Below are 22,568 nucleotides of genomic sequence, written 5' to 3' on the forward strand. Positions count from 1 at the left end.
ACTGAAAGCAAGCTGCAGCTTCCGTTACTCAGATGCTGACAGTTCAGCTGGAAGAGTTGTTCAGCTGCTGAAGCTCAAGTTGCTTGGCAGCACTGGCTTCGAGGTTTGCACGCTCTTGGTCCAGATACCGATAAATGCTTTGGAAGTTGGCGATTTTCTGTTTGATTTCCGCCATCTTCTTTTCAATTAGCTTGGCGCCGTCAGCACAATCGATCAGTTTGTTGCGCTGCGCATCCAGAATCTCGCCTATTTCCCCCAGGGAAAACCCCATGCTTTGCGCGCGCTGGATAAAGTCCAGATCCTGCAGAGTTTGCTCTGTGTAAACGCGATAGTTGTTAGTTTGCCGCAGCGGTGAGATCAGGCCGATTTGCTCGTAGTAACGCAACGTATGGCGGCTGGCGCCGCTGCGGGTCTCGAGTTCGCCGATTTTCATGAAAACACCGCTTGACTATAGAGTTGGGTCGATAGTTTACGCTTGATTTTTCACCTTGAACAAGGAGCAGGGAAATGAGCGTGGAGTGCTTTGTCACGGGGGGTACCGGCTTTATCGGTCAACATTTGGTGGCGTACCTGAGTGCAAAAGGTCACACCATTCGGGTGTTGATGCGGCGCCCAGAGCGACTGGCTGCATTGCGCGAGCAAGTCGACAATTTGGGAGGCTGCGCGACCCGGGTGTTTGCCGTGGCTGGCGATCTGGAACGGGACAACCTCGGGCTGAGCCTTCCTGACCGAGAAGTATTAAGGCGCGCCAGAGTCATATTCCACTTAGGCGCCCACTTCGCATGGGGGCTTTCCGTGGAGCATTCTCGTGCGGTGAATGTGGAAGGGGCAAAGCGCGTGGCGCTGTTGGCGGCTGAGCAAAAAAGCCGGTTAGTGATGATCGGCGGCTACATGCTGAAAAATCATGAACATCTGCAACGCATCGGAATTGACCCTCGTTACCCGGAGCTGACGAACTGGCCTGCTGTCTACCGACGTGTCGGTGGTTACGAGGGGAGCAAGCTGGAGGCGCATTTTGCGACCCTGGAGGTCATGTCCGCCAAGGGCGGGGAGATTACCGTTGTCCACCCTGCGACGGTTTGTGGCCACAGCCGCACGGGGCATATCCTTGACGGTCAGCCGCTGGTGGAGCTGATACGCAACCTTGTGCTGGGAAAGCTGACTGCAGTGCCCGGTACCGCCGAGCACTGGCTGCCACTGGTTACCGTGGATTACCTGGTCGAACTGGTGGCGGTTTGTGCTTTTGATCCTGCCATGGCGGGCCAGGAACTGCTGGCGCTCGATGACCAGACTCCCAACTTGCGAGAACTGCTGGTACAGGTGGCACAACCGTTGGGCTTAAAGTCTCCCAAGCATTACATTCCACTGCGCTTGCTGAAGTTGCTACTGAGTATTCCTCCCGTTGCGCGTTTTTTGAATACAAAACCCGAAGCCCTGGACTTTATCCAGACCACTCGTTTTGATACAACGGCGGTCGGGCAATTTGCCAACAGGCATGGAATAGCCAAACCGGATATACGTCAGTCTTTGCAGCACACGGCAACGTTCGTCAACTCATATTGCATAGCCAAGGGCCAGGCCCTCTGACTGCTCCCTTGGGGCTATCCGCAAACTTTGCGCCGTCGATGCAGGGCGGCATTCTATCGAACGACAATTCAGCGACAGGGATCGTCAACAATGCAATCTACTTTCAGCAAAGGCGTCATATTTGCACTCTGCGCTGCGGCACTGAACGCAACGATCGGTGTACTCAGCAAAGTACTCATGAGTAATGGTTTCACCGCCAGCAGTGTCGCTGTCATCAAGACTGTACTGGGTTGCGTGCTTCTCTCGATCCTACTGTTTTTCCTCAAGCGCCCGGCGCCGTCGATCAAATGGACTCAGGCGGCTATCTGCGCATTCCTTGGCATCTTTGTGCTGTTCCATTTCGAAACGTCCGCCTATCGACACTACGCTGCGGCAGGTGTGGTGGTGGTACTGATGGCCAGTGCCTCAATTTCCTCGATCATTCTGGGGCGCATTTTACTCAAGGATGCCATCACCGCGAATGCTACCGTTGGCGCCGCACTGGCAATCGCCGGGATCTCGGTGATCTTCGGCGGCGACCTGCAGCAGGGCTTTACCCTGCAAGGTGCTGCGCTCGCCTCCATGGCCGGCTGCGGCTATGGGGCCTTTTCGGTTGCCATGAAGCGTATGGGTGTGTCGGGGGGGCTGCATTTCACCCGACAATTGTTGTTCTTTGGCAGCCTGTACCTGTTGATGCCGGCTGCGGCCGATGGTTTCGCGATGGGCGAGTTGTCGCCGCTGGCGATCGCCGCGCTGCTGGCACTGGCCACGCTGCCGACAATCCTGGGCTTCTTCTGCACCACCAAGGCCATCGAGTATCTCAAGCCTTCCCAAGTGCAAGCGCTGGAGCTGACCGAGCCACTGTTCGCCGCGCTGCTGGCGTTTGTGGCGCTCAATGAAGTACCGCGCGAAAGCCTGTACGCGGGAGCGGCACTGATCATCGTCGGCCTGTGTTTCTCCAATGAACTGATTCGCTTGGGCAGCAAAGCATCCGTCCCTTCGACCGAGTGAGCTATTTTCGGATCCTGGTTACTTTAGCAATCAGTGGTTTTTAAGTGTTTTGAGCGACTGACAGCCTCTGGCCGATTGTGTTGAAAAAGTCGGCCATGGTTTGCGCATCCGAAAAGTTACTTTTGGCAGAGGGCTTCCGGACTCGGATTTCACGTAGCAGCGTACGAAAAAGGCGTTTTCGCCAGTAAATGATCAGGCAGTTTGGGCAGTCCGACTTTTTCAACAGAATCGGCCAAAAGAGGACATTCACCTGGCGAGAAAAATTGGGCTAAACGCTCACGGGGTGGTGCGGCATTTCGACAAGCCCCTCACCACAGGTTTCCCGCAGCCGCTCGTAATCTGCCAATCCCCGACATCCCCTCTAGGAGCAATTCCCCGAGGGGACTACAATCGCCACCCCGCCTCGATGGCTGATCTCCTCCGCCCATGTTGACCTGCTCCGTACACCCGCTGCCCTATCGCGCCAACCCCGCCCAATATTTCGCGGCGATTCGCCATGCCCCCGGCGCCGTGCTGCTCGACAGCGGCCGCCCCAGCGCCGACCGCGGCCGCTATGACCTGCTCAGCGCCTGGCCGCTGGAACAACTGACGGTATCGCCCGACGAAAGTGGCGAGGCTTTCCTGCAACGCCTGCGCGATAACCTGACACGCCTGAGCGAAGCCACTTTGCCGGCACCTTATGAGTTGCCGTTTGCCGGTGGGTTGATCGGCTACCTGAGTTACGACTTCGGCCGACATCTGGAGCGCCTGCCGAGCCGGGCCAGTGACGACCTGCATCTGCCCGACGCGCGTTTCGGCCTGTACGACTGGGCATTGGTCAGCGATCACCTGGCGCTGACCAGCCAGTTGGTGTTCCACCCGACCCTGCCCGACAGCGAGCGTCAGCGCCTGATCGGGCTGTTCAGCCAACCGGCACCTGAAGCGATCGCGCCCTTCAAACTGCTCACCCCGATGACCGCCGACTTGAGCGCTGATGAGTATCAACAGGCCATCGAGCGCATCCAGCAGTACATTCAGGCCGGTGACTGTTACCAGGTCAATTTCGCCCAACGGTTTCGCGCGCCCTGCCAAGGTGATTCGTGGGCCGCCTATTGCGCCTTGCGTGAAGCGTGCCCGACGCCTTTTTCCGGATTCCAGAGCTTGCCTGACGGCGATGCCGTACTCAGCCTGTCGCCGGAACGCTTCGTCAAAGTCAGCCAGCGCCATGTGGAAACCCGCCCGATCAAGGGCACTCGGCCTCGGGGCCAGACGCCTGGGCAAGACGCCGCGAATGCCGCCGAACTGCTGGCCAGCCCCAAGGATCGCGCGGAAAACCTGATGATCGTCGACCTGCTGCGCAACGATCTCGGCCGGACCTGCCGCATCGGCTCGGTCCGGGTACCGGAGTTGTTCAGCCTGGAAAGTTATCCGAACGTGCATCACCTGGTGAGCAGCGTCACCGGTGAACTGGCGGATGATCGCGACGCTCTGGACCTGATCGCCGGCAGCTTCCCTGGCGGTTCGATCACTGGCGCGCCAAAGATTCGCGCTATGCAGATCATCGACGAACTGGAGCCGACCCGACGCGGCCTGTATTGCGGTTCGTTGTTGTACCTGGACGTGCGCGGCGAGATGGACAGCTCCATCGCCATCCGCAGTTTGCTGGTCAAGGACGGGCAGGTGTGTTGCTGGGGCGGCGGCGGGATAGTCGCGGATTCGGAGTGGCAGGCTGAGTATCAGGAGTCGATCACCAAGGTGAAAATCCTGCTCGATACCCTGCAAAACCTGTAGGAGCGAGCATGCTCGCGATGGACGTCAACGATGACGCGGGGTACCTGACACCCCGCGGCGCTCTCGGGTTCATCGCGAGCATGCTCGCTCCTACAGGGGGGTCGGCTTACAAGGTCAGGGGGCGGTTCGAAGCCTTGATGAACTCTTGCTTGAGCTCTTCAAACGTATGCACCGCCGGGAACTGCGGGAACTCGGCGATCACGTTATCCGGCGCATGGAACAGGATCCCGGCATCGGCCTCGCCCAGCATCGTGGTGTCGTTGTAGGAATCCCCCGCCGCGATAACCCGGTAGTAAAGGCTCTTGAAGGCCAGGACCGACTGGCGCTTTGGATCTTTCTGACGCAGTTGATAGCCCGTGACTCGCCCGCTGTCGTCGGTAATCAGACGATGGCAGAGCAAGGTCGGGAAGCCCAGTTGGCGCATCAACGGCTGGGAGAACTCATAGAAGGTGTCCGACAGGATCACCACCTGGAAGCGCTCGCGCAGCCAGTCGACGAACTCGATGGCGCCGTCCAGTGGCTTGAGCGTGGCGATCACTTCCTGAATGTCGGAAAGCTTCAGGCCGTGCTCGTCGAGAATCCGCAGGCGTTGCTTCATCAGCACGTCGTAGTCGGGAATGTCCCGGGTGGTGGCCCTGAGGGATTCGATCCCGGTTTTTTCGGCGAAGGCGATCCAGATTTCCGGGACCAGCACACCTTCAAGATCCAGACAGGCAATTTCCACAAGACACTCCCATTTGTATTGATTATTGAGTCGAGCGAGCAAAAAGATTGCCGAACTCTAGCGGCTAGGGCCTGCCTGCGCAACGCAGAGGATGCCCCGGCCCATGCAGCTTTTTGTTACCATCGGCCCTATATAGAGCGCCCAGCGCCACCGACCTGTAGGAAGCCGCCCTGATGAGCCCAACGTTCGACGTCGTGGAACTCGCCACGACCTATGCCAACAAATCCGCCCAGGACATCCTGAAACTCGCGTTTGCCGAGTTCGGCGATGACCTGTGGATATCTTTCAGCGGCGCCGAGGACGTGGTGCTGGTGGACATGGCCAGGAAGCTGAACAAGAACGTCAAGGTGTTCAGCCTCGACACCGGCCGCTTGCACCCCGAGACCTACCGCTTCATCGATCAGGTACGCGAGCACTACAAGATCGACATCGAGCTGGTGTCGCCGGACTACACGAAACTCGAACCCTTCGTGAAGGAAAAAGGCCTGTTCAGCTTCTACAAGGACGGACATGGCGAATGCTGCGGCATCCGCAAGATCGAACCGCTGCGCCGCAAGCTCTCCGGCGTGAAAGCCTGGGCCACCGGCCAGCGTCGGGACCAGAGCCCAGGCACTCGAAGCGCCGTCGCAGTAATGGAAATCGACACCGCGTTCTCCACCGCGGAACGCACCCTGTACAAGTTCAACCCGCTGGCGCAAATGACCAGCGAAGAGATCTGGGGTTACATCCGCATGCTGGAGCTGCCTTACAACAGCCTGCACGAACGCGGTTTCATCAGCATCGGCTGCGAACCCTGCACCCGCCCGGTATTGCCGAACCAGCATGAGCGCGAAGGCCGCTGGTGGTGGGAAGAAGCGACGCAGAAGGAATGCGGGTTGCACGCGGGGAATATCATCAGCAAGTCCAAAGCGTAAACCCACTGTAGGAGCGAGCCTGCTCGCGATGAACCCGAGAACGCAGCGGGGTATCAGGCACCCCGCGTCATCGTTGACGACCATCGCGAGCAGGCTCGCTCCTACAGTGTTATCTGCAGCTTCAAAAAGTGTGTACACACGACTGTCACCATAGGTGCCATTTGTGTGTGCACTTTTAGTTTCTGCGCCCCAGAAAGTTACATTCCTCCCCCCTGACGTGCGCCGCCACGCCCTCCTGAATCCCCCATTCAAAATAAATACCTGTTCAAGCGGTCAATTTATATTGTCAATTTTTCAATAAGTTGGCGAAAAACCATAACAAAACGAAATGAACGGCGCCGTTCATAGAACGTTCGACTGGCATGGATCTGGCTTAAGTGCATACATGTTTTGTATACAATCAATTCAAAACATACACACACTTTAGATCCGCAAGCCTGAAGCGCCCTATCCCGTACAGGCTGCAGATGCCCCGTAACCAATGATATTCGCCACCCGCGACGAAGATTTGTCGAGCCAAGGCTCATGCACAGTCATCGCGGCGTCGAGCATCAGGAGCCTGCCGGAATGCGTACCAGTCTCTCCAATAACAATATCGCTCTGGATCTACCCTCCCCCCAATCTACCCACACCGCCGACAATCAGGCGCAGGACTCCCCCGTGGTGCTCAGTCCTCGACTGCACAACAAGGACCTGGCACCGACCAAGGCCGAAGGCCGGCGCTGGGGTCGCTACAGCATCTTTGCCCTGTGGACCAATGACGTTCACAACATTGCCAACTACTCCTTTGCCATCGGCCTGTATGCCTTGGGCCTGGGCGGCTGGCAGATCCTGTTGTCCCTGGGGATCGGTGCGGCGCTGGTTTACTTCTTCATGAACCTGTCTGGCTACATGGGCCAGAAAACCGGGGTGCCGTTTCCGGTCATCAGCCGGATCAGTTTCGGTATTCATGGGGCGCAGATTCCTGCGTTGATCCGCGCCGTGATCGCCATCGCCTGGTTCGGAATTCAGACGTACCTCGCGTCCGTCGTTTTCCGTGTGCTGTTGACGGCGATCCATCCCGGGTTCGCCGACTACGACCACAACTCGATCCTCGGCCTGTCGACCCTGGGCTGGGTGTGTTTTGTCGCGATCTGGTTCGTGCAACTGGCGATCCTTGCCTATGGCATGGAGATGGTGCGGCGCTACGAGGCGTTCGCCGGCCCGGTGATTCTGCTGACCGTTGCCGCCCTCGCCGCGTGGATGTACTTGCAGGCCAACGCGACCATTGCCTGGTCGATCCGTGAGCCGCTGACCGGTGGCGAGATGTGGCGCAATATCTTTGCCGGTGGCGCACTGTGGCTGGCGATCTACGGTACCTTGATCCTCAATTTCTGCGACTTCGCCCGCTCTTCACCGTGCCGCAAGACCATCAAGGTCGGAAATTTCTGGGGCTTGCCGGTGAATATTCTGGTGTTCGCCAGCATCACTGTCCTGCTGTGCGGCGCGCAGTTTCAGATCAACGGCCGGATCATCGAAAGCCCGACCGAAATCATCGCCTCGATCCCCAACACCTTCTTCCTGGTACTCGGTTGCCTGGCGTTCCTGATCGTCACCGTGGCGGTGAACATCATGGCCAACTTCGTCGCCCCGGCGTTCGTCCTCAGTAACCTGGCGCCGAAATACCTGACGTTCCGTCGCGCCGGACTGATCAGCGCGACCATCGCCGTGCTGATCCTGCCGTGGAACCTCTACGACAGTCCGCTGGTGATCGTTTACTTCCTGTCCGGCCTCGGTGCCCTGCTCGGCCCGTTGTACGGCGTGATCATGGTCGACTACTGGCTGGTACGAAAAAGCCAGGTCAACGTGCCGCAGTTGTACAGCGAAGACCCCAACGGTCCTTATTACTACAGCCGCGGGGTCAATTTGCGCGCCGTGGCGGCGTTCATTCCCGCCGCCCTGATCGCCATCGTCCTGGCCCTGGTGCCGGGGTTCCACAGCGTGTCGCCGTTCTCCTGGCTGATTGGTGCCGGCATCGCCGGAATGCTCTACCTGATCATCGCCAAGCGACAGCCGCACTACGCCGATGTCAGCGGCGAAACCATCGCGGTCGAAAACGTCAGCCATTGACTCCATGGCGGCCCGGCAAAGTCGGGCCGCAGAACCATCCGCAATAAGGACTCCCCATGCGTATTCTCGTGGTCAACGTCAACACCACCGAATCCATCACCCAGGCCATCGCCCGCTCGGCGCAGGCCGTGGCCTCACCCGGCACGGAAATCGTCGGCCTAACCCCGCACTTCGGCGCCGACTCCATCGAAGGCAATTTCGAAAGTTACCTGGCGGCCATCGCGGTCATGGACCGGGTGATGTCCTACGACCAGCCATTCGACGCGGTAATCCAGGCCGGCTACGGCGAGCACGGCCGCGAAGGCTTGCAGGAACTGCTCAACGTGCCGGTGGTGGACATCACCGATGCCGCCGCCAGCACGGCGATGTTTCTCGGTCACGCCTATTGCGTGGTCACCACCCTCGACCGCACGGTGCCGCTGATCGAAGACCGCCTCAAGCTCTCGGGCCTGTGGGACCGTTGCGCCTCGGTTCGGGCCAGTGGCCTGGCGGTGCTGGAACTGGAACACGAACCGCAACGCGCACTGGAAGCCATCGTGCACCAGGCCGAACTGGCGGTCACCCAGGACAAGGCCGAAGTGATTTGCCTCGGTTGCGGCGGCATGGCCGGGCTGGACGAGCAGATTCGCCGGCGTACCGGGGTACCGGTGGTGGATGGGGTGACGGCGGCGGTGACCATTGCCGAGTCGCTGGTGCGGTTGGGACTGTCGACCTCGAAGGTGCGGACCTATGCGACGCCGCGGCCGAAAAACATCATTGGCTGGCCGGGGCGGTTTGCCCGGTAGACCGCGTTATCGTTCATCGCGGGCAAGCCTCGCTCCCACAGGTTCTGCGTCGTATCGCGGTGATGAGAACGAAGCAATACCTGTGGGAGCGTGGCTTGCCCGCGATGGCCACGCCTCGGTCCCGAGCCTGCCTCAAACCGCACTGAACCTCTGCCCCAACCCCCGCTCGGCAAACTGCTCGATGATGAAATCGACAAACACCCGGGTCTTGCCGGGCAGCAGTTTGTGTTCGGTGTAATAGATAGAGGTGTAGCCGTCGTCGATGTACCAGTCCGGCAACACCCGCTGCAACCTGCCCGCCTCCAGGTAACCCGAGGCGAACGGCATACTCACCAGCGCAATGCCCAGACCTTGTTCGGCGGCGACGCAGGCGGCCTCGGAGTCGCTCATGGTCATCCGCGCCTTGAGCGTCAACGGGCTGTGTTGCTGATTGCGGTGGGTCAACTGCCAGGAGCGCACGCGACCGGTTTGCGGCGAGCGGATCAGAATTCCGTCGTGGTGCTTGAGGTCGTCCGGCTCGGTGATTGACGCATGTACCGCCAGGTAATCCGGCGAAGCCACCAGTACCCGATGCGCCGGACTCAGCTTGCGCGCGACTACGCCCTGGGGTAATTCGAAGCCGCCGCCGATTGCCGCGTCGAACCCCTGCCCGATCAGATCGACCTGGCGGTTGTCGAAGTGCCAGTCCGGGTTGATCGCCGGGAATCGCCGCAGAAACTCGCCGAGCATCGGCACTATGTACAGGCAACCGAATACCGTCCCCATGCTGACCTTCAACGTACCCGCTGGCTGCCCACCGGCGCTGGCGAGGTTGGCCACGGCATTCTGGATGGTGTGCAGGCTGGTGCTGACTTCGCCGAGAAACAACTGACCGGCCTCGGTCAGCGTCAGGCTGCGCGTGCTGCGCTGAAACAATCTGACGCCCAGACGCGCCTCAAGCTTGGCAACGCTCTTGCCCACCGCCGCTGGCGTCAGGCTCAAGCGTCGCGCCGCTTCGGCGAAGCTGCCGACCTCGGCGCTGCGCACAAAGCATTCGATACTGCTGAAGGTTTCCATAGGCGCCACTATAAACTTTTGGTTTACACAGACTATCGCAATTATGGTCTACACAGCTCGTAATCCTGAATCGATACTAGCCTCCATCAACCGGGACATCTCGCCTCGGGACTTGGAGATCGACATGACTACTCAGAACCTCAGCGGCAAAGTGGCATTGATTCAAGGTGGTTCCCGCGGTATCGGTGCAGCCATCGTCAAGCGCCTGGCCGCTGAAGGCGCGACCGTTGCCTTCACTTATGTCAGCTCGACAGCCAAAGCCGAAGAGTTGCAACACAGCATCACCGCCAAGGGTGGCAAGGCCCTGGCCATCAAGGCCGACAGCGCCGACGCCGACGCGATCCGCGGCGCCGTGTCCGCCACGGTGGAAGCCTTCGGTCGCCTGGATATCCTGGTCAACAATGCAGGCGTGCTGGCCGTCGCACCACTGGCCGACTTTAAACTCGAAGACTTCGACCAGACCCTGGCCATCAACGTACGCAGCGTGTTCATTGCCACCCAAGCCGCCGCCAGGCACATGACCGAAGGCGGTCGCATCATCAACATCGGCAGCACCAACGCCGATCGCATGCCCTTTGCCGGTGGCGGCCCGTACGCCATGAGCAAATCGGCACTGGTGGGCCTGACCAAAGGCCTGGCCCGTGACCTCGGCCCGCAAGGCATCACCATCAATAACGTGCAGCCGGGTCCCGTCGACACCGACATGAACCCGGCCGAGGGTGACTTTGCGGAGAGCCTGATCCCGTTGATGGCCGTGGGCCGGTACGGCAAGGCTGAAGAGATCGCCAGCTTCGTCGCCTACCTCGTCAGCCCGGAAGCGGGTTACATCACCGGGGCCAGCCTGACCATCGACGGTGGTTTCGGCGCCTGATGCGTTGAACGCAAAGCAAATGTGGGAGCGGGCTTGCTCGCGAAGGCGGAGTGTCAGTCACCTCAATGTCGAATGACACACCGCCTTCGCGAGCAAGCCCGCTCCCACACTTTCCTTTGTCAGACCCACTCAAGCGCAGGCAAACCAAAGGCGTCCGGCTCGAACGCCTTCAACGTACGAAGAATGCCATCGGCGTGTGCGTACCTGGCGTCGGCCATTGCCGCATCCGGAATCGCAATCGCCGTCATCCCTGCCGCTTTCGCCGCGGTGACACCGAAGGGCGAATCCTCGAACACCAGGCAATCCTCGGGCGCGACGCCCAGACGCCGCGCCGCCGTCAGGAAAATATCCGGCGCCGGTTTGGCTGCCCCCACCTCGGGGTCATCGGCGGTGACGATGAAGTCGAACAAGGTGAACCAGTCGCGGTGCAGGGTGGTTTTCTGACCAAACGACTGGCTCGATGAACTGGTACCCACGGCAATGGGAATGTTGTTGGCCTTCAGATGCCGTACCAGTTCCTGTGCGCCAGGCATCGCCTGCGCTGTAGGAAAGCGCTCGCGCATCAGCGGCTCGCGGATCACCAGAAACTCTTCGGCGGTAATCGGCAGGTCGAGCGCTTCAACCACATAGCGCGCCAGATCCCCTGCGCCCCGGCCAATGATGTTCTGCTTGATGCTCCAGTCGAACGTTCGGCCATAACGCGCGGCGATGATGGACGTGACTTCGGTGTAGATGCCCTCCGTATCCAGCAGCAAGCCGTCCATATCGAAAATCACGGCCTTGATCGGGCCGAATGTTTTCAGCGGTGCATTCATCGCATCTGATCCGTTTTCCAAGGCATCCCGGACGGCGCAGGTGAGGCCCGCCCCCGAATGGATTAAAGGATTCAGCAGCATAACGAGCGTGGCTGTCTCAGAGCAATGATGAAATCCCGATCCACGCCGAATGGCTCTCGTGATTTAGCGATTCGCCCTACATCAAACGCCAACTTACCCGACTTCTTTCCTGGAAGATCCTCCGCAGAGTCTCAGGTCCTACATTCCGCCAAGCGAAAGTCTGCAGATGTTCGATCCCCAAAAGGTATTGGCATGTCCCGCCAGCGGCTCCCTGACACAGGCACACAGGTTCGCCGCCAGTATCGATACCATCGAGCGCACCGCCCCCCAAAACGGTCCGGTGTCGATGGTCACCGGTGAAGTTTCGCTGGCCCTCACGGACGGCACCCTCGACGGGAACTTGCCGTTCGACTTCACCCGCCTCTATCGCTCCCGTACCGTCGAACTCGACAACGGGCTCGGTTTCGGCTGGCAGCATTCGCTGTCACAGCATCTGGAATTCCACGGCGAGCAGGTGCTGTGGATCGACGCCGAAAACCGCCGCACGCCATTTCCATGGCCGACGACGGCGCGCCCACTGATCCGTAACAGACTGTCGCGGGCGACGATTTACCTCGGCGAAGAACCGGGCGAACTGATCCTCGCCCAGGCTGGCGACGCGGCACGCTTTTTTCATTTCCGCGATGGCCGACTGATCGCGATCAGTGACGCCTACGACAATCGCCTGACGGTACATCGGGACGACCTTGAGCGGATTCAGCGCCTGGACAACGGCGCTGATCGTGCCTTGCTGCTGCGTTATGACCTCAAGCACCTGGTGGCCGTCGACTATCAGGTGTTTCAGCGCTGCGGGCCCAAGGCGTACACCTGGCGCACCGAACAGACACTGGCCAACTACCGCTACGACGCCCGCCAGCGTTTGGTCGAGGTGACCAACGCCGCAGGTGAAAGCGAGCGTTATGACTACGACGAGCAGCACGTGATCCTGCAACGGCAACTGGCGGGCGGCGCGAGTTTCTTCTGGGCGTGGGAACGCTCCGGCAAAACCGCCCGTTGCGTCCATCATTGGGCCTCGTTTGCGCAGATGGAGGCGCGTTACGTCTGGGACGATCAAGGCACCGTGACGGTGAACAACGCCAACGGCAGCCAAGAGGTTTACGTTCATGACCCATACGCGCGACTGGTGCGCCACATCGGGCTGGACGGCGGCGAACAGCACAAGGCCTACGACAATCTGGGTCGATTGATTTTCGAGCAGGACACCCTCGGTGCCGTCACCCAATACCATTATGACGAAGCCCGTCGACTGAGCGCGCTGCTTGCGCCGGATGAGGCGCCCACGTCCTACAAGTATCGCCACGGTTTCCTGCACGCCCGCACCCGCGCTCAGGCGACGTGGAGCTACCAGCGCAATGCCCAGGGAGACATCACTGCCGTCACCGATCCCGACGGACAAACCACCCACTATTCCTACGACTCGCTGGGGCGCTTGCTGACGATCCGCTTTCCAGACCAGAGCATTCACCGGTTTGTCTGGAGCGTCCTGGGGCAATTGCTGGAAGAAACCTTGCCCGATGGTTCTCAGCGCATTTTTTCCTACGATGCGTTGGGGCGGAGGATTACCGGGCAGAACGAACACGGTGCCATCACCCGTTATGAGTGGGACTCCGTGGGTCGACTGAGCCGGACCACGTTGCCCACGGGCGCCTGCCGTGCCTGGCGCTACAACGCCTACGGTCGGATCACCGCCGAGACCGACGAACTGGGACGGGTAACCCGTTACGAATACGCCGACGACCTGCATTTGATCAGCCGTCGGATCAACCCCGACGGCAGCGCGCTGAAGTACCGCTACGACCATGCGCAATTGTTGCTGACCGAGATTGAAAACGAGGTGGGCGACACTTACCGTCTGGACTACACCCCGGGAGGATTGATCCGACAGGAAACCGCCTTCGATGGACGTCGTACCACCTACAGCTACGACGCCAAAGGCCAATTGCTGAAGAAAACCGAGTTTGGCGACGAAGGTTCGCAGCTGGTTACCGGCTATCAGCGTGACAGCGCCGGGCGGTTACGGGTCAAAACCTTGCCCGATGGGGTCCGGGTCGAGTACCGCTACGACACGCTCGGGCGACTGGTCAGCGTCGATGACGGCCGGGATTCTCCGTTGCAGTTCGAGTACGACCTTCAGGACCGACTGATCACCGAGCATCAGGGCTGGGGCACCCTGCGTTACGACTACGACGTCTGTGGTCGGCTCAAGTGCCTGCACCTGCCCGACGCCTGTATCCTCGTCTACCACCACGCCAAGGGAGGCGCCCTCACGGCCATCGACCTCAACGGTACACCCCTGACCCGCCATCGTATTGTCGGCGGGCGCGAACAGCAGCGCCAACAGGGCCTTCTGCTCAGCGATTACGCCTACGACGAGCAAGGCCGTTTGCAGGCCCATGTCATCAGCCAAAAACAACGACCGCTGTGCCGCCGTGAGTATGCCTACAGCGCCAAGGGCAACCTCTTGAAGGTTACCGACAGCCGCCACGGTTCACGCCGCTATCAATACGATGCACTCGACCGCCTGACCGGCGTATATCACGCCCGCAACCAGTGCGCAGAGCACTTCACCCACGACCCGGCCGGTAACCTGCTGATCCACGAGCGTCCCGGCCCGTGTGTTTTCCAGGGCAACCGCCTGCAGCGCAGTGGCAGTGGCAATGACGGCAGCTACTACGACTACGACGCCTTCGGCAATCTGATCCGCGAACGCCGCGGCCTGCCGCCCCTGGTGACCGAATACGCCTACGACAGCCAGCACCGCCTGATCGGCGTCAGCCCCCCGGACGGTAAAATTGTCAGCTATCGCTACGACGCTTTCGGTCGGCGCGTTCAGAAAACGGTTGAAGGCTACACCACGCAATACTTCTGGCAAGACGACCGGCTGATCGCCGAAAGCGGCCCCCGGCACTACCGCAGCTACATCTACGAGTGCAGCGAGCCCGGCGAGCCCGGTAGCTTCCGCCCGCTGGCGCTGCTCGACGGCAAAGGCCGGGCACAAGCCTGCGCCTACTACTTTCAACTCGACCACCTCGGCACCCCGCAGGAACTGACCGGCCACGGCGGTGCGATCGTCTGGTCGGCCAAATACACCGCCCACGGCAAACTCCGCAAATCGAGTCGCGAATGGCTCGAACAACCCTTACGGTTTCAGGGGCAATACTTCGACGCTGAGAGTGGACTGCACTACAACCGGCATCGCTATTACCATCCGGACTTCGGTCGTTTTCTGACGCCGGATCCGCTCAGGCCGGGCGCTGGGTTGAACCCGTATCGGTACACCCGCAACCCGACGGGGTGGGTGGATCCGCTGGGATCGGGCGATCCCCTCGGATCGATTCCTTCAGGAAGCACTCAAGTCCCGGACATCCTCACCGCCGCTTCGAAGTAGCCGGCTCTCCCGCACCTTCGGTATCTGCATCGCCGCGATCGTGCGGATCTGCCTCGACATTCTCGTCGCTCTCGTCGCTCGGCACTTGCTCCACGCCGGCATCATCGTCCGGCGGTCGTTGGTCGCGGCTCAAGGAGTCGGTAGGTGACGGCAGCGGATATTCCGGAGTTTCATCAACGTCGAAGGCCTTTGGATCAGTGTTCATATCGCACCTCTCATCTGACCTCAAGAGCAGGTCATGGCATATCGAGGACTGCGCGATGGACGCGTTCGACCAGGTAGACGATCGGTTGATGCGGCAACAGGGCTCAATCAGTCCTCGTCCTCTTCCTCATCATCAAACTCGATATTTCCCACATCGCCTGCGTCATCAGCATCGTTAAGTGGCACCGTCGCATCATCCATCAGCGACCCTGGATCTTCATTGCCGGGATCGTTGATGGATGGCTGTCCACTTGGGTCTTTGTCTTCCGTGCCTTCGGATTCCAGAGTCATGGTATGCCTCACTCAATCAGTGATGCTTTTTGTGGTGCTTGTTCGAGTGTTTATGGCCGCCACCGGAATGGGATCGGCCACTGTCATCCCCCAGATCATTGCCGATCGCACCGCCGGCTGCACCGCCAAGGCCGGCACCGATGGCCGATCCGGTCGAACCGCCAAGACTGTTGCCGACCACCGATCCGCCCGCCGCGCCCAAACCACCGCCTACCGCCGCTTCGGTGCGATTGTTCTTGGGTGCGGCAACGGCACTACCGGCCGCTCCGCCGACACCTGCACCAATCGCTGCGCCAGTACTGCCACCCACCTGGCCACCAACCACGTTGCCCAGCACTCCACCGAGACCACCGCCCACCGCGGCATCTCCATTACCGCCTGCCAGCGCTACCTGGGAAAGCAGCAATCCAAAAACAATCGCAGGCAACATCAATCGTCGAGTCATCGGGCTTGCGTTCTGTTTGCCGTCGGTTTTGGAGTTCATGGCACGCCTCGCATTCTTCAGGGGTATGGAAGATTTGAGCCGCTGCGGCGGGAATCGTTCATATATGAAAAAGCCCGGCATCAAGCCGGGCTGTTTCAAATCTGGATCAGCATCAGTGACGCTTGTGACCGTTGGCCAGGTTGCTGCCTACGCCGCCGCCCAATGCACCGCCCAGGCCTGCGCCGATGGTGGCACCGGACTTGCCACCCAGGCTTTTACCGATCACCGAACCACCGGCTGCGCCGACACCGCCACCGATTGCAGCGCTGGTGCGATGACCTTTTTTGGCGGCAACTGCGCTGCCCGCCGCGCCAGCAACGCCCGCACCGATCACTGCGCCAGTGCTGCCGCCCATCTTCTGGCCGACCACGTTACCCAATGCGCCGCCCAAGCCACCACCCAGTGCGGCAGTACCGTCACCGGCCATTGCACCTTGAGCAACCAGAAGCCCCAGAACCAGAGCAGGCAGTGTTAAACGCATGACAAAAACCTCAAAAAATAGGGGTACACAAAAGGGGCGAGATTGAATGCTTTTGCGCGGATAGAGTCCAGCACGCCGGTCCAACTTCGCGATTGGCGACGGTTGGACAGCTATTTTGGAAAAGGTTTTACGACGGGCAAAAAAAAGCCCGCTGGGGAAACGGGCCAGGTGTTGCTTTCTAACGGATAAGTCGAGACTACGGCAGCTGTTGTGAAAAGTTTGTGAAAGATCCCCACTTTAAAGAACTTGTCATGAAAACCTTTCAGACATGAAAAACCCCGTTCAATGACGGGGTCTGCCTGCGTTCGTCTACTTCCTGACCGGTGCTGTCACCTTGGGCAGGAACTTGCCCTTCAGGACCCGGCACGCCCTGGTCTTGATCTTGTCGACCTCTGTCTGGTCTTCGCCGAAACTGGCCACATACTGGGTCTGGCCACACTGCACGCAATTGTTGATCGGAAACTCTGCGCCATCGTCCTCGATATACGGATCAGCCATTTCTTCACCCCTTTCAAAGAGCGGGATCGACACCGGCAAGCCCTTTGCCTGAAAAATATCGACCGCCAAGGCTTTTGAGACTAGCTGGTCACTAATGGACTGTCCGTTCGAATTTCCATGTGACCGACGAATGGCCGCGATCCCTCATCGCAACTTGACCGCTGTCCCGGTCACAAACACGACGACCATCCCGCCCTTGCCGGCCGGCATGCTGATCTCATAGTCAAGCCCCACCACCGCGTCCGCCTGAAGCGCCCGCGCCCGCTCCTTGATCTCATCGGTGGCCTGAATGCGTGCTTCCTTCAACGCTCGCTCCAGCGTCTGGGAGCGCCCGCCGAAAATGTCGCGCATCCCGGCAAATACGTCACGAACAACGTTGATCCCTTGCACTGACTCGGCGCTGACGATGTCCAGGTAGGCGGTAATTTGCCGGCCTTCAATGGAGTGGGTTGTGGTGGTGATCATTGCTGTTTATTCCTGTTCAGATATTCAGCCAGCGCATCAAACGCCGGCAAAGTCACGGGATCATTGGCCGAGTTGCTGGTCACCGGGTGTAATGCGTAACGAACGATGACCATCGGCACAGTCGCTATGAACCTGGCTGTGCCACGAAAACTTGCGGAGGATGGAGCATGATGTCGATTCCATTCGAAGAATCCGGACAGTCTAACAGCCGGCTCGCCTTGTTCACTGCTTGCGTGGCCAATGCCAGAGTGCCCTGCTGCTATGCTGAAAAAATCGGTTCCCTGCACTTGAGACCATCAGCATGGCGGCAGAAGGCAATCATTCCCCGTTCACTTGCAAGGCTATGGCCTACTCGGCCACAGGCTTCCTTATAGCCTTGATCATTGCCACAAAGCTGCTCGACACTTACTTCGAGCTGACGTTGTTGGCTGAGACCAAGGGCTGGCTGCTACGTACATGGAGTTGGCTTCAGCTGGAAACGCCAATGCCGAATTGGTCACTACTGACGATTATCGTGGCTTTCGTCAGCACCCTGACTTTAGTGATCTACTACCGCGGCAATGAGGGAGCCTACAGCGAGCTACATGAGATAGAGCGAAAAATTTACAAAAAGAACAACCCACAGTTTCCACAGTTGACAGATAACCAAACGCTGCTGATGGAAGCTTTGGCCTATCACGCAAACTTCAGAAAAGTTGCAAACCTGGACTCGATTTGCAAACTGGTCTCACTCAGCAAGCTTGAAGTGGAAGAGGGTCTGAAGCAACTCCAGGCTAAACGTCTTGTGAATCAAAAAGTGACACGGGGTACTTTCGGCGCCACCATTTTTGAACTTACCCTGGCAGGTAAGGACTATGCGCAAGAGCGGTTTGAGCTGACGTAGCGGAGACTCGGGAAGTGGCGGGATGTATTGATTGGCACAACTGAAAAAGAAAAACCCCCGCAAACCGTAAGCTTGCGGGGGTTTTCAGAATGTGGCGGTGAAGGAGAGATTCGAACTCTCGATACAGTTTCCTGTATACACACTTTCCAGGCGTGCTCCTTAAGCCACTCGGACACTTCACCGTATCTCTTCAAACATGTTCTGTCTGTCGAGGCGCGCTAATGTAGTCGAAAGCTTTTCCGATGGCAAACATTTTTTTCAGAATTTTCATGCGGTTAACGCGATTCAGCGTTTGCGCGCCCTCTGGGCCATGGCAAACCGGCCAATCTCCGGCTTCGTACCCTCATCTATATAGAGGGGAATGCGCAGCAGGCGCGGCGGGCTGCGCCTGGCGGGCAGGCAAAGGGTGACTGGCGGGTCAGTCACGGCGCTTTACCTGGCCTGCGGCGGTGGGTAACGTCTGCCCAACTTTATTGAAAGGAATAGCGTCATGAGTGAGTTGATTTCCTACCATCTCGAAGACGGTATCGCGACCCTGACCTTGAGCAATGGCAAGGTCAATGCCATCTCCCCGGATGTGATTGCCGAATTCAACGCTGCGCTGGATCAGGCGGTGACTGATCGTGCGGTGGTGATCATTACCGGGCAGCCGGGCATTCTCTCTGGCGGTTATGACTTGAAGGTGATGACGGCCGGTCCTAGAGAAGCCGTGGCACTGGTGACCTCCGGCTCGACCCTGGCCCGCCGCCTGCTGTCGCACCCCTTCCCGGTGATCGTGGCGTGCCCGGGGCATGCGGTGGCCAAGGGTGCGTTCCTGCTGTTGTCGGCCGACTATCGCATCGGCGTAGACGGTCCGTTCAGCATTGGCCTGAACGAAGTGCAGATCGGCATGACCATGCACCACGCGGGCATCGAGATTGCCCGTGACCGCCTGAACAAAGTGGCGCTTCAGCGCTCGGTGGTCAACGGTGAGATGTTCAATCCACAAGGCGCCGTGGCTGCCGGTTTCCTGGATGTCGTGGTGTCGGCGGAAGAACTGCAAGGCACGGCACTGGCGGCGGCTCGTCAGTTGAAGAAGATCAACATGACCGCGCACAAGAACACCAAATTGAAAGTGCGCAAAGCACTGCTGGAAGCCCTGGACAACGCGATCATCCAGGACCAGGAGCATTTGGGTTAAGCCCTGATCTGCTGCAACGAAGAGCCCGACCGTCGTGTCGGGCTTTTTCGTATCTGTCCTGGTTAAACATCTGTAACCGCTCTAGACCGCATCTGACCAATTGGTCGGAAACATCAGCACAAACATCGGCTATCTCTCACTACTCTGGCAGCAATTGCCGAAAACAGTGCACATCCGTACACTGCGCCACCTTTTGTCCCGGTGGGGCCTGTAAATGCTGTTTTTGTTCCGTATGTCATTGATGGGCATGCATTTTATCGTGGCGGGTGTGCTGGGTGTAATCCTCGGCCTGTGCCGGCCTTTCAACCCGGACAACAGCCGCCTGTGCGCACGCCTGTATGCGTGGCCGGCCATGTGTATTTTGCGTTTGCGGGTGAAGACCGATGTCGGGCCTTTGATGGATAAACCTGACAGCTGCGTGATCATCGCCAATCACCAGTCCAACTATGACTTGTTTGTGTTTGGCAACGTGGTGCCCCGCCGTACAGTGTGCATAGGCAAAAAGAGCCTGAAATGGGTGCCACTGTTCGGGCAGTTGTTCTGGCTGGCCGGCAATGTGCTGATCGACCGCGGCAATGCGCAAAAGGCGCGCAAGTCGATGTTGACCACCACCCACACCCTGCAAAACAAAGACACTTCGATCTGGGTATTCCCGGAAGGCACGCGCAACCTGGGTGAGGAGTTGCTCCCCTTCAAGAAAGGCGCATTCCAGATGGCCATTGCCGCCGGGGTACCCATCGTGCCGGTGTGTGTCAGCAGTTACGTCAAACACATGCAATTGAACCGCTGGCGCAGCGGGAAAATCCTGATTCGCTCGTTGCCGGCGATTCCTACCGCCGGATTGAGCCTGGACGACATGCCCATGTTGATTGCCCAGTGCCGCGAGCAGATGCGTGAATGCATCGAGTCGATGGACCGGCAACTGCAAGCCGCCTGAACAAGAAAACCCGCCTGGTGCGGGTTTTCTTTTGCCTGCGAGACTTTACCGGCGAACTCGGCAGATTTAACTGACTCTCAAACCCTCGCGAGGCTAAGCTGATCGACACTGCCATTGCATTTGTTGCCAATTGAAAGCGGCCAAGAAGAAGTGAATCACCATCATGGGTAGAGTTGTTGCTGCTGCGGTTTATAGCGCCGGTAAGAAAGTCACCAATATCACCCTCGACGAAGGCGCAGCCTGGGCGGCAAAGCCCGGGCACTTTGTCTGGATCGGCCTGGAAGAGCCGAATGCCGAGGAACTCTACAACCTGCAACGTCAGTTCAACCTGCACGAACTGGCCATTGAAGACGCCCTGGAAAAGCACAGTCGGCCGAAGCTGGAAACCTTCGGCGATGCGCTGTTCATCGTTACCTACTCGCCGATTCGTAATGAAGGCAAGCTCGAGTTCATCGAAACACATATCTTTGCGGGCAAGGGTTACATCATTACCGCACGCAATGGCCATTCGGCTTCCTACGCCTATGTCCGACAGCGCTGTGAGGCACGTCCGATTCTGCTGGAGCACGGAGAAGATTTCGTACTTTACGCCATCCTCGACTTCGTCATCGAAAACTACCAGCCAATGGGTGAAGCCATCCATGCTGAAATCGATGAGCTGGAACACAACGTGCTGTGCAGTGCGCTGAATGAGCATGACATTCAGAAACTTCATGGCTTGCGTCGGGATGTCTTGCGCCTGCGTCGTTACGCGGCGCCGATGGTGGAGATTGGCGAAGAACTGCAAAAGCTGAGCTTCCCGTTCATTGACAAGAACATGCGTCCGTACTTTCGCGATGTGCAGATCCATGTAACGCGGCAGATGGAAGACCTGACAACCCTGGCGGATATTGCCAGCCAGACGATTGAGGTCGGGGTGCTGCTGGAGGCCTCTCGCCAGAGCGTGGTGCAACGCAAGTTTGCGGCCTGGGCGGCGATTCTGGCCTTTCCGACGGCGGTGGCGGGGATTTACGGGATGAACTTCCAGAACATGCCGGAGTTGGGCTGGCACTACGGCTATTTCGGGGTGCTGGGGTTTATTACGGTGGGATGCGTGGGATTGTGGGCCAGTTTCAAGAGGTCCGGCTGGTTGTAAGAGCGAGCTCGCGAAAAATCCAGGGGCGCCGCTGTGTACCTGGTTCAACGCGCTATCGTTCACGACCTTCGCGAGCAGGCTCGCTCCCACATTGATCTCTGCAACACCGAAGATCCACTGTGGGAGCGAGCTTGCTCGCGATGTTTTCAGCCTTTGACAGCGGCCGGCTTGTGCGCGACAAACCGCATCATCCATTCAGCAACCGTGGTGCCGTGGTGCTCCTGCTCCAGGCTCGCAATGCCTTTGGAGTAAATCTGCTGGCCCAGCGCATCCTGACGAATCTCCAGCAAGGCGCGGGAGTAGTCGTGGATGAATTCCGGATGCCCCTGGAAGCACAGCACCTGATCGTTGATGTGATAGGCGGCATAGGGGCAGAAATCGCTGGAGGCGATGACCGTGGCGTTCTCCGGCAGCGACGTGACTTGATCCTGGTGGCTGATCAGCAGTGTCAGCTCCTCGCGCACCGGGCTCATCCATGGCGCCTTGGCAGCCAGTTTGTAGTTGTGGGTGCCGACACCCCAACCCTGGCTCGCACGCTCACTCTTGCCACCGAGCAGCAATGCCAGCAACTGATGACCGAAGCAGACGCCGAGCAACTTGTCGCCACGCTCGTAGCGGGTCAACAGGTACTTCTTGAGGGTTTCGATCCACGGGTCGGTGCCGAAGGAGTCGGCCTTGCTGCCCGTCACCAGGTAGGCGTCGAATGTCAGGTCGTCGCTTGGGTATTCACCCTGCACCACGTTGTAGACGGTGAACTCGGCGGCAATCGGCTGCTGCGAAAACAGGTGTTTGAACATCTGCCCGTAGCCCTGATATTGGTCAACCAATTCCGGACGCAGGTGGTCGGTTTCCAGAATGCAGATGCGTAACGACATAAAAAATACCTGACACGTGATGGGAATAATGCACACCCCAGAGCC

Annotated in this window: 23 protein-coding genes and 1 tRNA gene; 12 read left to right on the forward strand and 12 right to left on the reverse strand. The window is 59.0% G+C overall.

Annotated features, from left to right (window positions below; translation table 11 throughout):
* Nucleotides 1-43: 43 nt before the first annotated feature.
* The gene (locus tag KSS91_RS19860; RefSeq protein WP_217835878.1) at nucleotides 44-433 is read right to left on the reverse strand and encodes a MerR family transcriptional regulator; all 390 of its coding nucleotides are present in this window, start codon (nucleotides 431-433) and stop codon (nucleotides 44-46) included.
* Nucleotides 434-507: 74 nt separating this feature from the next.
* Here KSS91_RS19860 and KSS91_RS19865 point away from each other — a divergent pair, with 74 nt between their 5' ends.
* From KSS91_RS19865 to pabB, 3 genes are all read left to right on the forward strand, one after another.
* Nucleotides 508-1,587 carry an SDR family oxidoreductase gene (locus KSS91_RS19865; RefSeq protein WP_015094157.1) on the forward strand — a complete coding sequence of 360 codons (1,080 nt, stop codon included), beginning with the start codon at nucleotides 508-510 and terminating at the stop codon, nucleotides 1,585-1,587.
* Nucleotides 1,588-1,677: 90 nt separating this feature from the next.
* Complete coding sequence (locus tag KSS91_RS19870; protein ID WP_217835879.1) at nucleotides 1,678-2,577, forward strand: DMT family transporter; 900 nt, start codon at nucleotides 1,678-1,680, stop codon at nucleotides 2,575-2,577.
* Between the two features lie 426 nt (nucleotides 2,578-3,003).
* Nucleotides 3,004-4,347 (forward strand): aminodeoxychorismate synthase component I, encoded by a 1,344-nt coding sequence (pabB, locus tag KSS91_RS19875; protein ID WP_217835880.1) that lies wholly within the window; start codon nucleotides 3,004-3,006, stop codon nucleotides 4,345-4,347.
* A gap of 106 nt (nucleotides 4,348-4,453) precedes the next feature.
* Here pabB and thrH read toward each other — a convergent pair whose 3' ends face one another.
* Nucleotides 4,454-5,071: a bifunctional phosphoserine phosphatase/homoserine phosphotransferase ThrH gene (gene thrH, locus KSS91_RS19880; RefSeq protein WP_095965141.1), complete on the reverse strand. Its 618-nt coding sequence runs from the start codon at nucleotides 5,069-5,071 to the stop codon at nucleotides 4,454-4,456.
* Nucleotides 5,072-5,244: 173 nt separating this feature from the next.
* Here thrH and KSS91_RS19885 point away from each other — a divergent pair, with 173 nt between their 5' ends.
* From KSS91_RS19885 to KSS91_RS19895, 3 genes are all read left to right on the forward strand, one after another.
* Nucleotides 5,245-5,985, forward strand: a complete 741-nt coding sequence (locus KSS91_RS19885) for a phosphoadenylyl-sulfate reductase (RefSeq protein WP_217835881.1) — start codon at nucleotides 5,245-5,247, stop codon at nucleotides 5,983-5,985.
* A 567-nt stretch (nucleotides 5,986-6,552) separates the two neighbouring features.
* Complete coding sequence (locus tag KSS91_RS19890; RefSeq protein WP_217835882.1) at nucleotides 6,553-8,094, forward strand: NCS1 family nucleobase:cation symporter-1; 1,542 nt, start codon at nucleotides 6,553-6,555, stop codon at nucleotides 8,092-8,094.
* A gap of 56 nt (nucleotides 8,095-8,150) precedes the next feature.
* Nucleotides 8,151-8,879 carry an aspartate/glutamate racemase family protein gene (locus KSS91_RS19895; RefSeq protein ID WP_217835883.1) on the forward strand — a complete coding sequence of 243 codons (729 nt, stop codon included), beginning with the start codon at nucleotides 8,151-8,153 and terminating at the stop codon, nucleotides 8,877-8,879.
* Between the two features lie 132 nt (nucleotides 8,880-9,011).
* On the opposite strand, the gene KSS91_RS19900 is transcribed toward KSS91_RS19895, so the two are convergent.
* Entirely contained in the window at nucleotides 9,012-9,935 is a 924-nt protein-coding gene (locus KSS91_RS19900) for a LysR family transcriptional regulator (RefSeq protein WP_217835884.1), read from the reverse strand.
* A gap of 124 nt (nucleotides 9,936-10,059) precedes the next feature.
* Here KSS91_RS19900 and KSS91_RS19905 point away from each other — a divergent pair, with 124 nt between their 5' ends.
* Nucleotides 10,060-10,806 carry a 3-oxoacyl-ACP reductase family protein gene (locus tag KSS91_RS19905; RefSeq protein WP_015096079.1) on the forward strand — a complete coding sequence of 249 codons (747 nt, stop codon included), beginning with the start codon at nucleotides 10,060-10,062 and terminating at the stop codon, nucleotides 10,804-10,806.
* A 119-nt stretch (nucleotides 10,807-10,925) separates the two neighbouring features.
* On the opposite strand, the gene KSS91_RS19910 is transcribed toward KSS91_RS19905, so the two are convergent.
* The gene (locus KSS91_RS19910) at nucleotides 10,926-11,621 is read right to left on the reverse strand and encodes an HAD-IA family hydrolase (RefSeq protein WP_217835885.1); all 696 of its coding nucleotides are present in this window, start codon (nucleotides 11,619-11,621) and stop codon (nucleotides 10,926-10,928) included.
* A 247-nt stretch (nucleotides 11,622-11,868) separates the two neighbouring features.
* Here KSS91_RS19910 and KSS91_RS19915 point away from each other — a divergent pair, with 247 nt between their 5' ends.
* Nucleotides 11,869-15,090, forward strand: a complete 3,222-nt coding sequence (locus tag KSS91_RS19915; protein ID WP_217835886.1) for an RHS repeat-associated core domain-containing protein — start codon at nucleotides 11,869-11,871, stop codon at nucleotides 15,088-15,090.
* On the opposite strand, the gene KSS91_RS19920 is transcribed toward KSS91_RS19915, so the two are convergent.
* The 6 genes from KSS91_RS19920 to KSS91_RS19945 form a co-directional block, all read right to left on the reverse strand.
* Nucleotides 15,071-15,295 (reverse strand): hypothetical protein, encoded by a 225-nt coding sequence (locus KSS91_RS19920; RefSeq protein ID WP_217835887.1) that lies wholly within the window; start codon nucleotides 15,293-15,295, stop codon nucleotides 15,071-15,073. The two genes, KSS91_RS19915 and KSS91_RS19920, sit on opposite strands and share 20 nt — an antisense overlap.
* A 107-nt stretch (nucleotides 15,296-15,402) precedes the next feature.
* Nucleotides 15,403-15,585 carry a hypothetical protein gene (locus KSS91_RS19925; protein WP_015096083.1) on the reverse strand — a complete coding sequence of 61 codons (183 nt, stop codon included), beginning with the start codon at nucleotides 15,583-15,585 and terminating at the stop codon, nucleotides 15,403-15,405.
* A gap of 16 nt (nucleotides 15,586-15,601) precedes the next feature.
* Nucleotides 15,602-16,069: a glycine zipper domain-containing protein gene (locus KSS91_RS19930; protein ID WP_126046556.1), complete on the reverse strand. Its 468-nt coding sequence runs from the start codon at nucleotides 16,067-16,069 to the stop codon at nucleotides 15,602-15,604.
* A 112-nt stretch (nucleotides 16,070-16,181) separates the two neighbouring features.
* Nucleotides 16,182-16,550, reverse strand: a complete 369-nt coding sequence (locus KSS91_RS19935) for a hypothetical protein (protein WP_015096085.1) — start codon at nucleotides 16,548-16,550, stop codon at nucleotides 16,182-16,184.
* A gap of 309 nt (nucleotides 16,551-16,859) precedes the next feature.
* A complete protein-coding gene (locus tag KSS91_RS19940) occupies nucleotides 16,860-17,048 on the reverse strand; it encodes a hypothetical protein (RefSeq protein WP_033047548.1) in 189 nt (62 codons plus the stop codon).
* Between the two features lie 144 nt (nucleotides 17,049-17,192).
* The gene (locus KSS91_RS19945; protein ID WP_015096087.1) at nucleotides 17,193-17,513 is read right to left on the reverse strand and encodes a YbjQ family protein; all 321 of its coding nucleotides are present in this window, start codon (nucleotides 17,511-17,513) and stop codon (nucleotides 17,193-17,195) included.
* Nucleotides 17,514-17,814: 301 nt separating this feature from the next.
* Here KSS91_RS19945 and KSS91_RS19950 point away from each other — a divergent pair, with 301 nt between their 5' ends.
* A complete protein-coding gene (locus KSS91_RS19950; RefSeq protein ID WP_015096088.1) occupies nucleotides 17,815-18,396 on the forward strand; it encodes a hypothetical protein in 582 nt (193 codons plus the stop codon).
* 92 nt (nucleotides 18,397-18,488) lie between these two features.
* Here KSS91_RS19950 and KSS91_RS19955 read toward each other — a convergent pair.
* A tRNA-Ser gene (locus KSS91_RS19955) sits at nucleotides 18,489-18,578 on the reverse strand.
* Nucleotides 18,579-18,886: 308 nt separating this feature from the next.
* Here KSS91_RS19955 and KSS91_RS19960 point away from each other — a divergent pair.
* The 3 genes from KSS91_RS19960 (at nucleotide 18,887) to KSS91_RS19970 (ending at nucleotide 21,648) form a co-directional block, all read left to right on the forward strand.
* Nucleotides 18,887-19,576: a crotonase/enoyl-CoA hydratase family protein gene (locus KSS91_RS19960; protein WP_217835888.1), complete on the forward strand. Its 690-nt coding sequence runs from the start codon at nucleotides 18,887-18,889 to the stop codon at nucleotides 19,574-19,576.
* Nucleotides 19,577-19,790: 214 nt separating this feature from the next.
* Nucleotides 19,791-20,513, forward strand: a complete 723-nt coding sequence (locus KSS91_RS19965; RefSeq protein WP_217835889.1) for a lysophospholipid acyltransferase family protein — start codon at nucleotides 19,791-19,793, stop codon at nucleotides 20,511-20,513.
* Between the two features lie 163 nt (nucleotides 20,514-20,676).
* Nucleotides 20,677-21,648, forward strand: coding sequence for a magnesium and cobalt transport protein CorA (locus KSS91_RS19970; RefSeq protein ID WP_217835890.1), 972 nt, complete (start codon nucleotides 20,677-20,679; stop codon nucleotides 21,646-21,648).
* A 146-nt stretch (nucleotides 21,649-21,794) separates the two neighbouring features.
* Here the strand turns inward: KSS91_RS19970 and KSS91_RS19975 are convergent, their stop codons facing one another.
* Complete coding sequence (locus tag KSS91_RS19975; RefSeq protein ID WP_217835891.1) at nucleotides 21,795-22,523, reverse strand: amidotransferase; 729 nt, start codon at nucleotides 22,521-22,523, stop codon at nucleotides 21,795-21,797.
* Between the last annotated feature and the right edge of the window lie 45 nt (nucleotides 22,524-22,568).

The sequence above is a fragment of the Pseudomonas azerbaijanorientalis genome (assembly GCF_019139795.1).
GTDB lineage: Bacteria > Pseudomonadota > Gammaproteobacteria > Pseudomonadales > Pseudomonadaceae > Aquipseudomonas > Aquipseudomonas laurylsulfatiphila.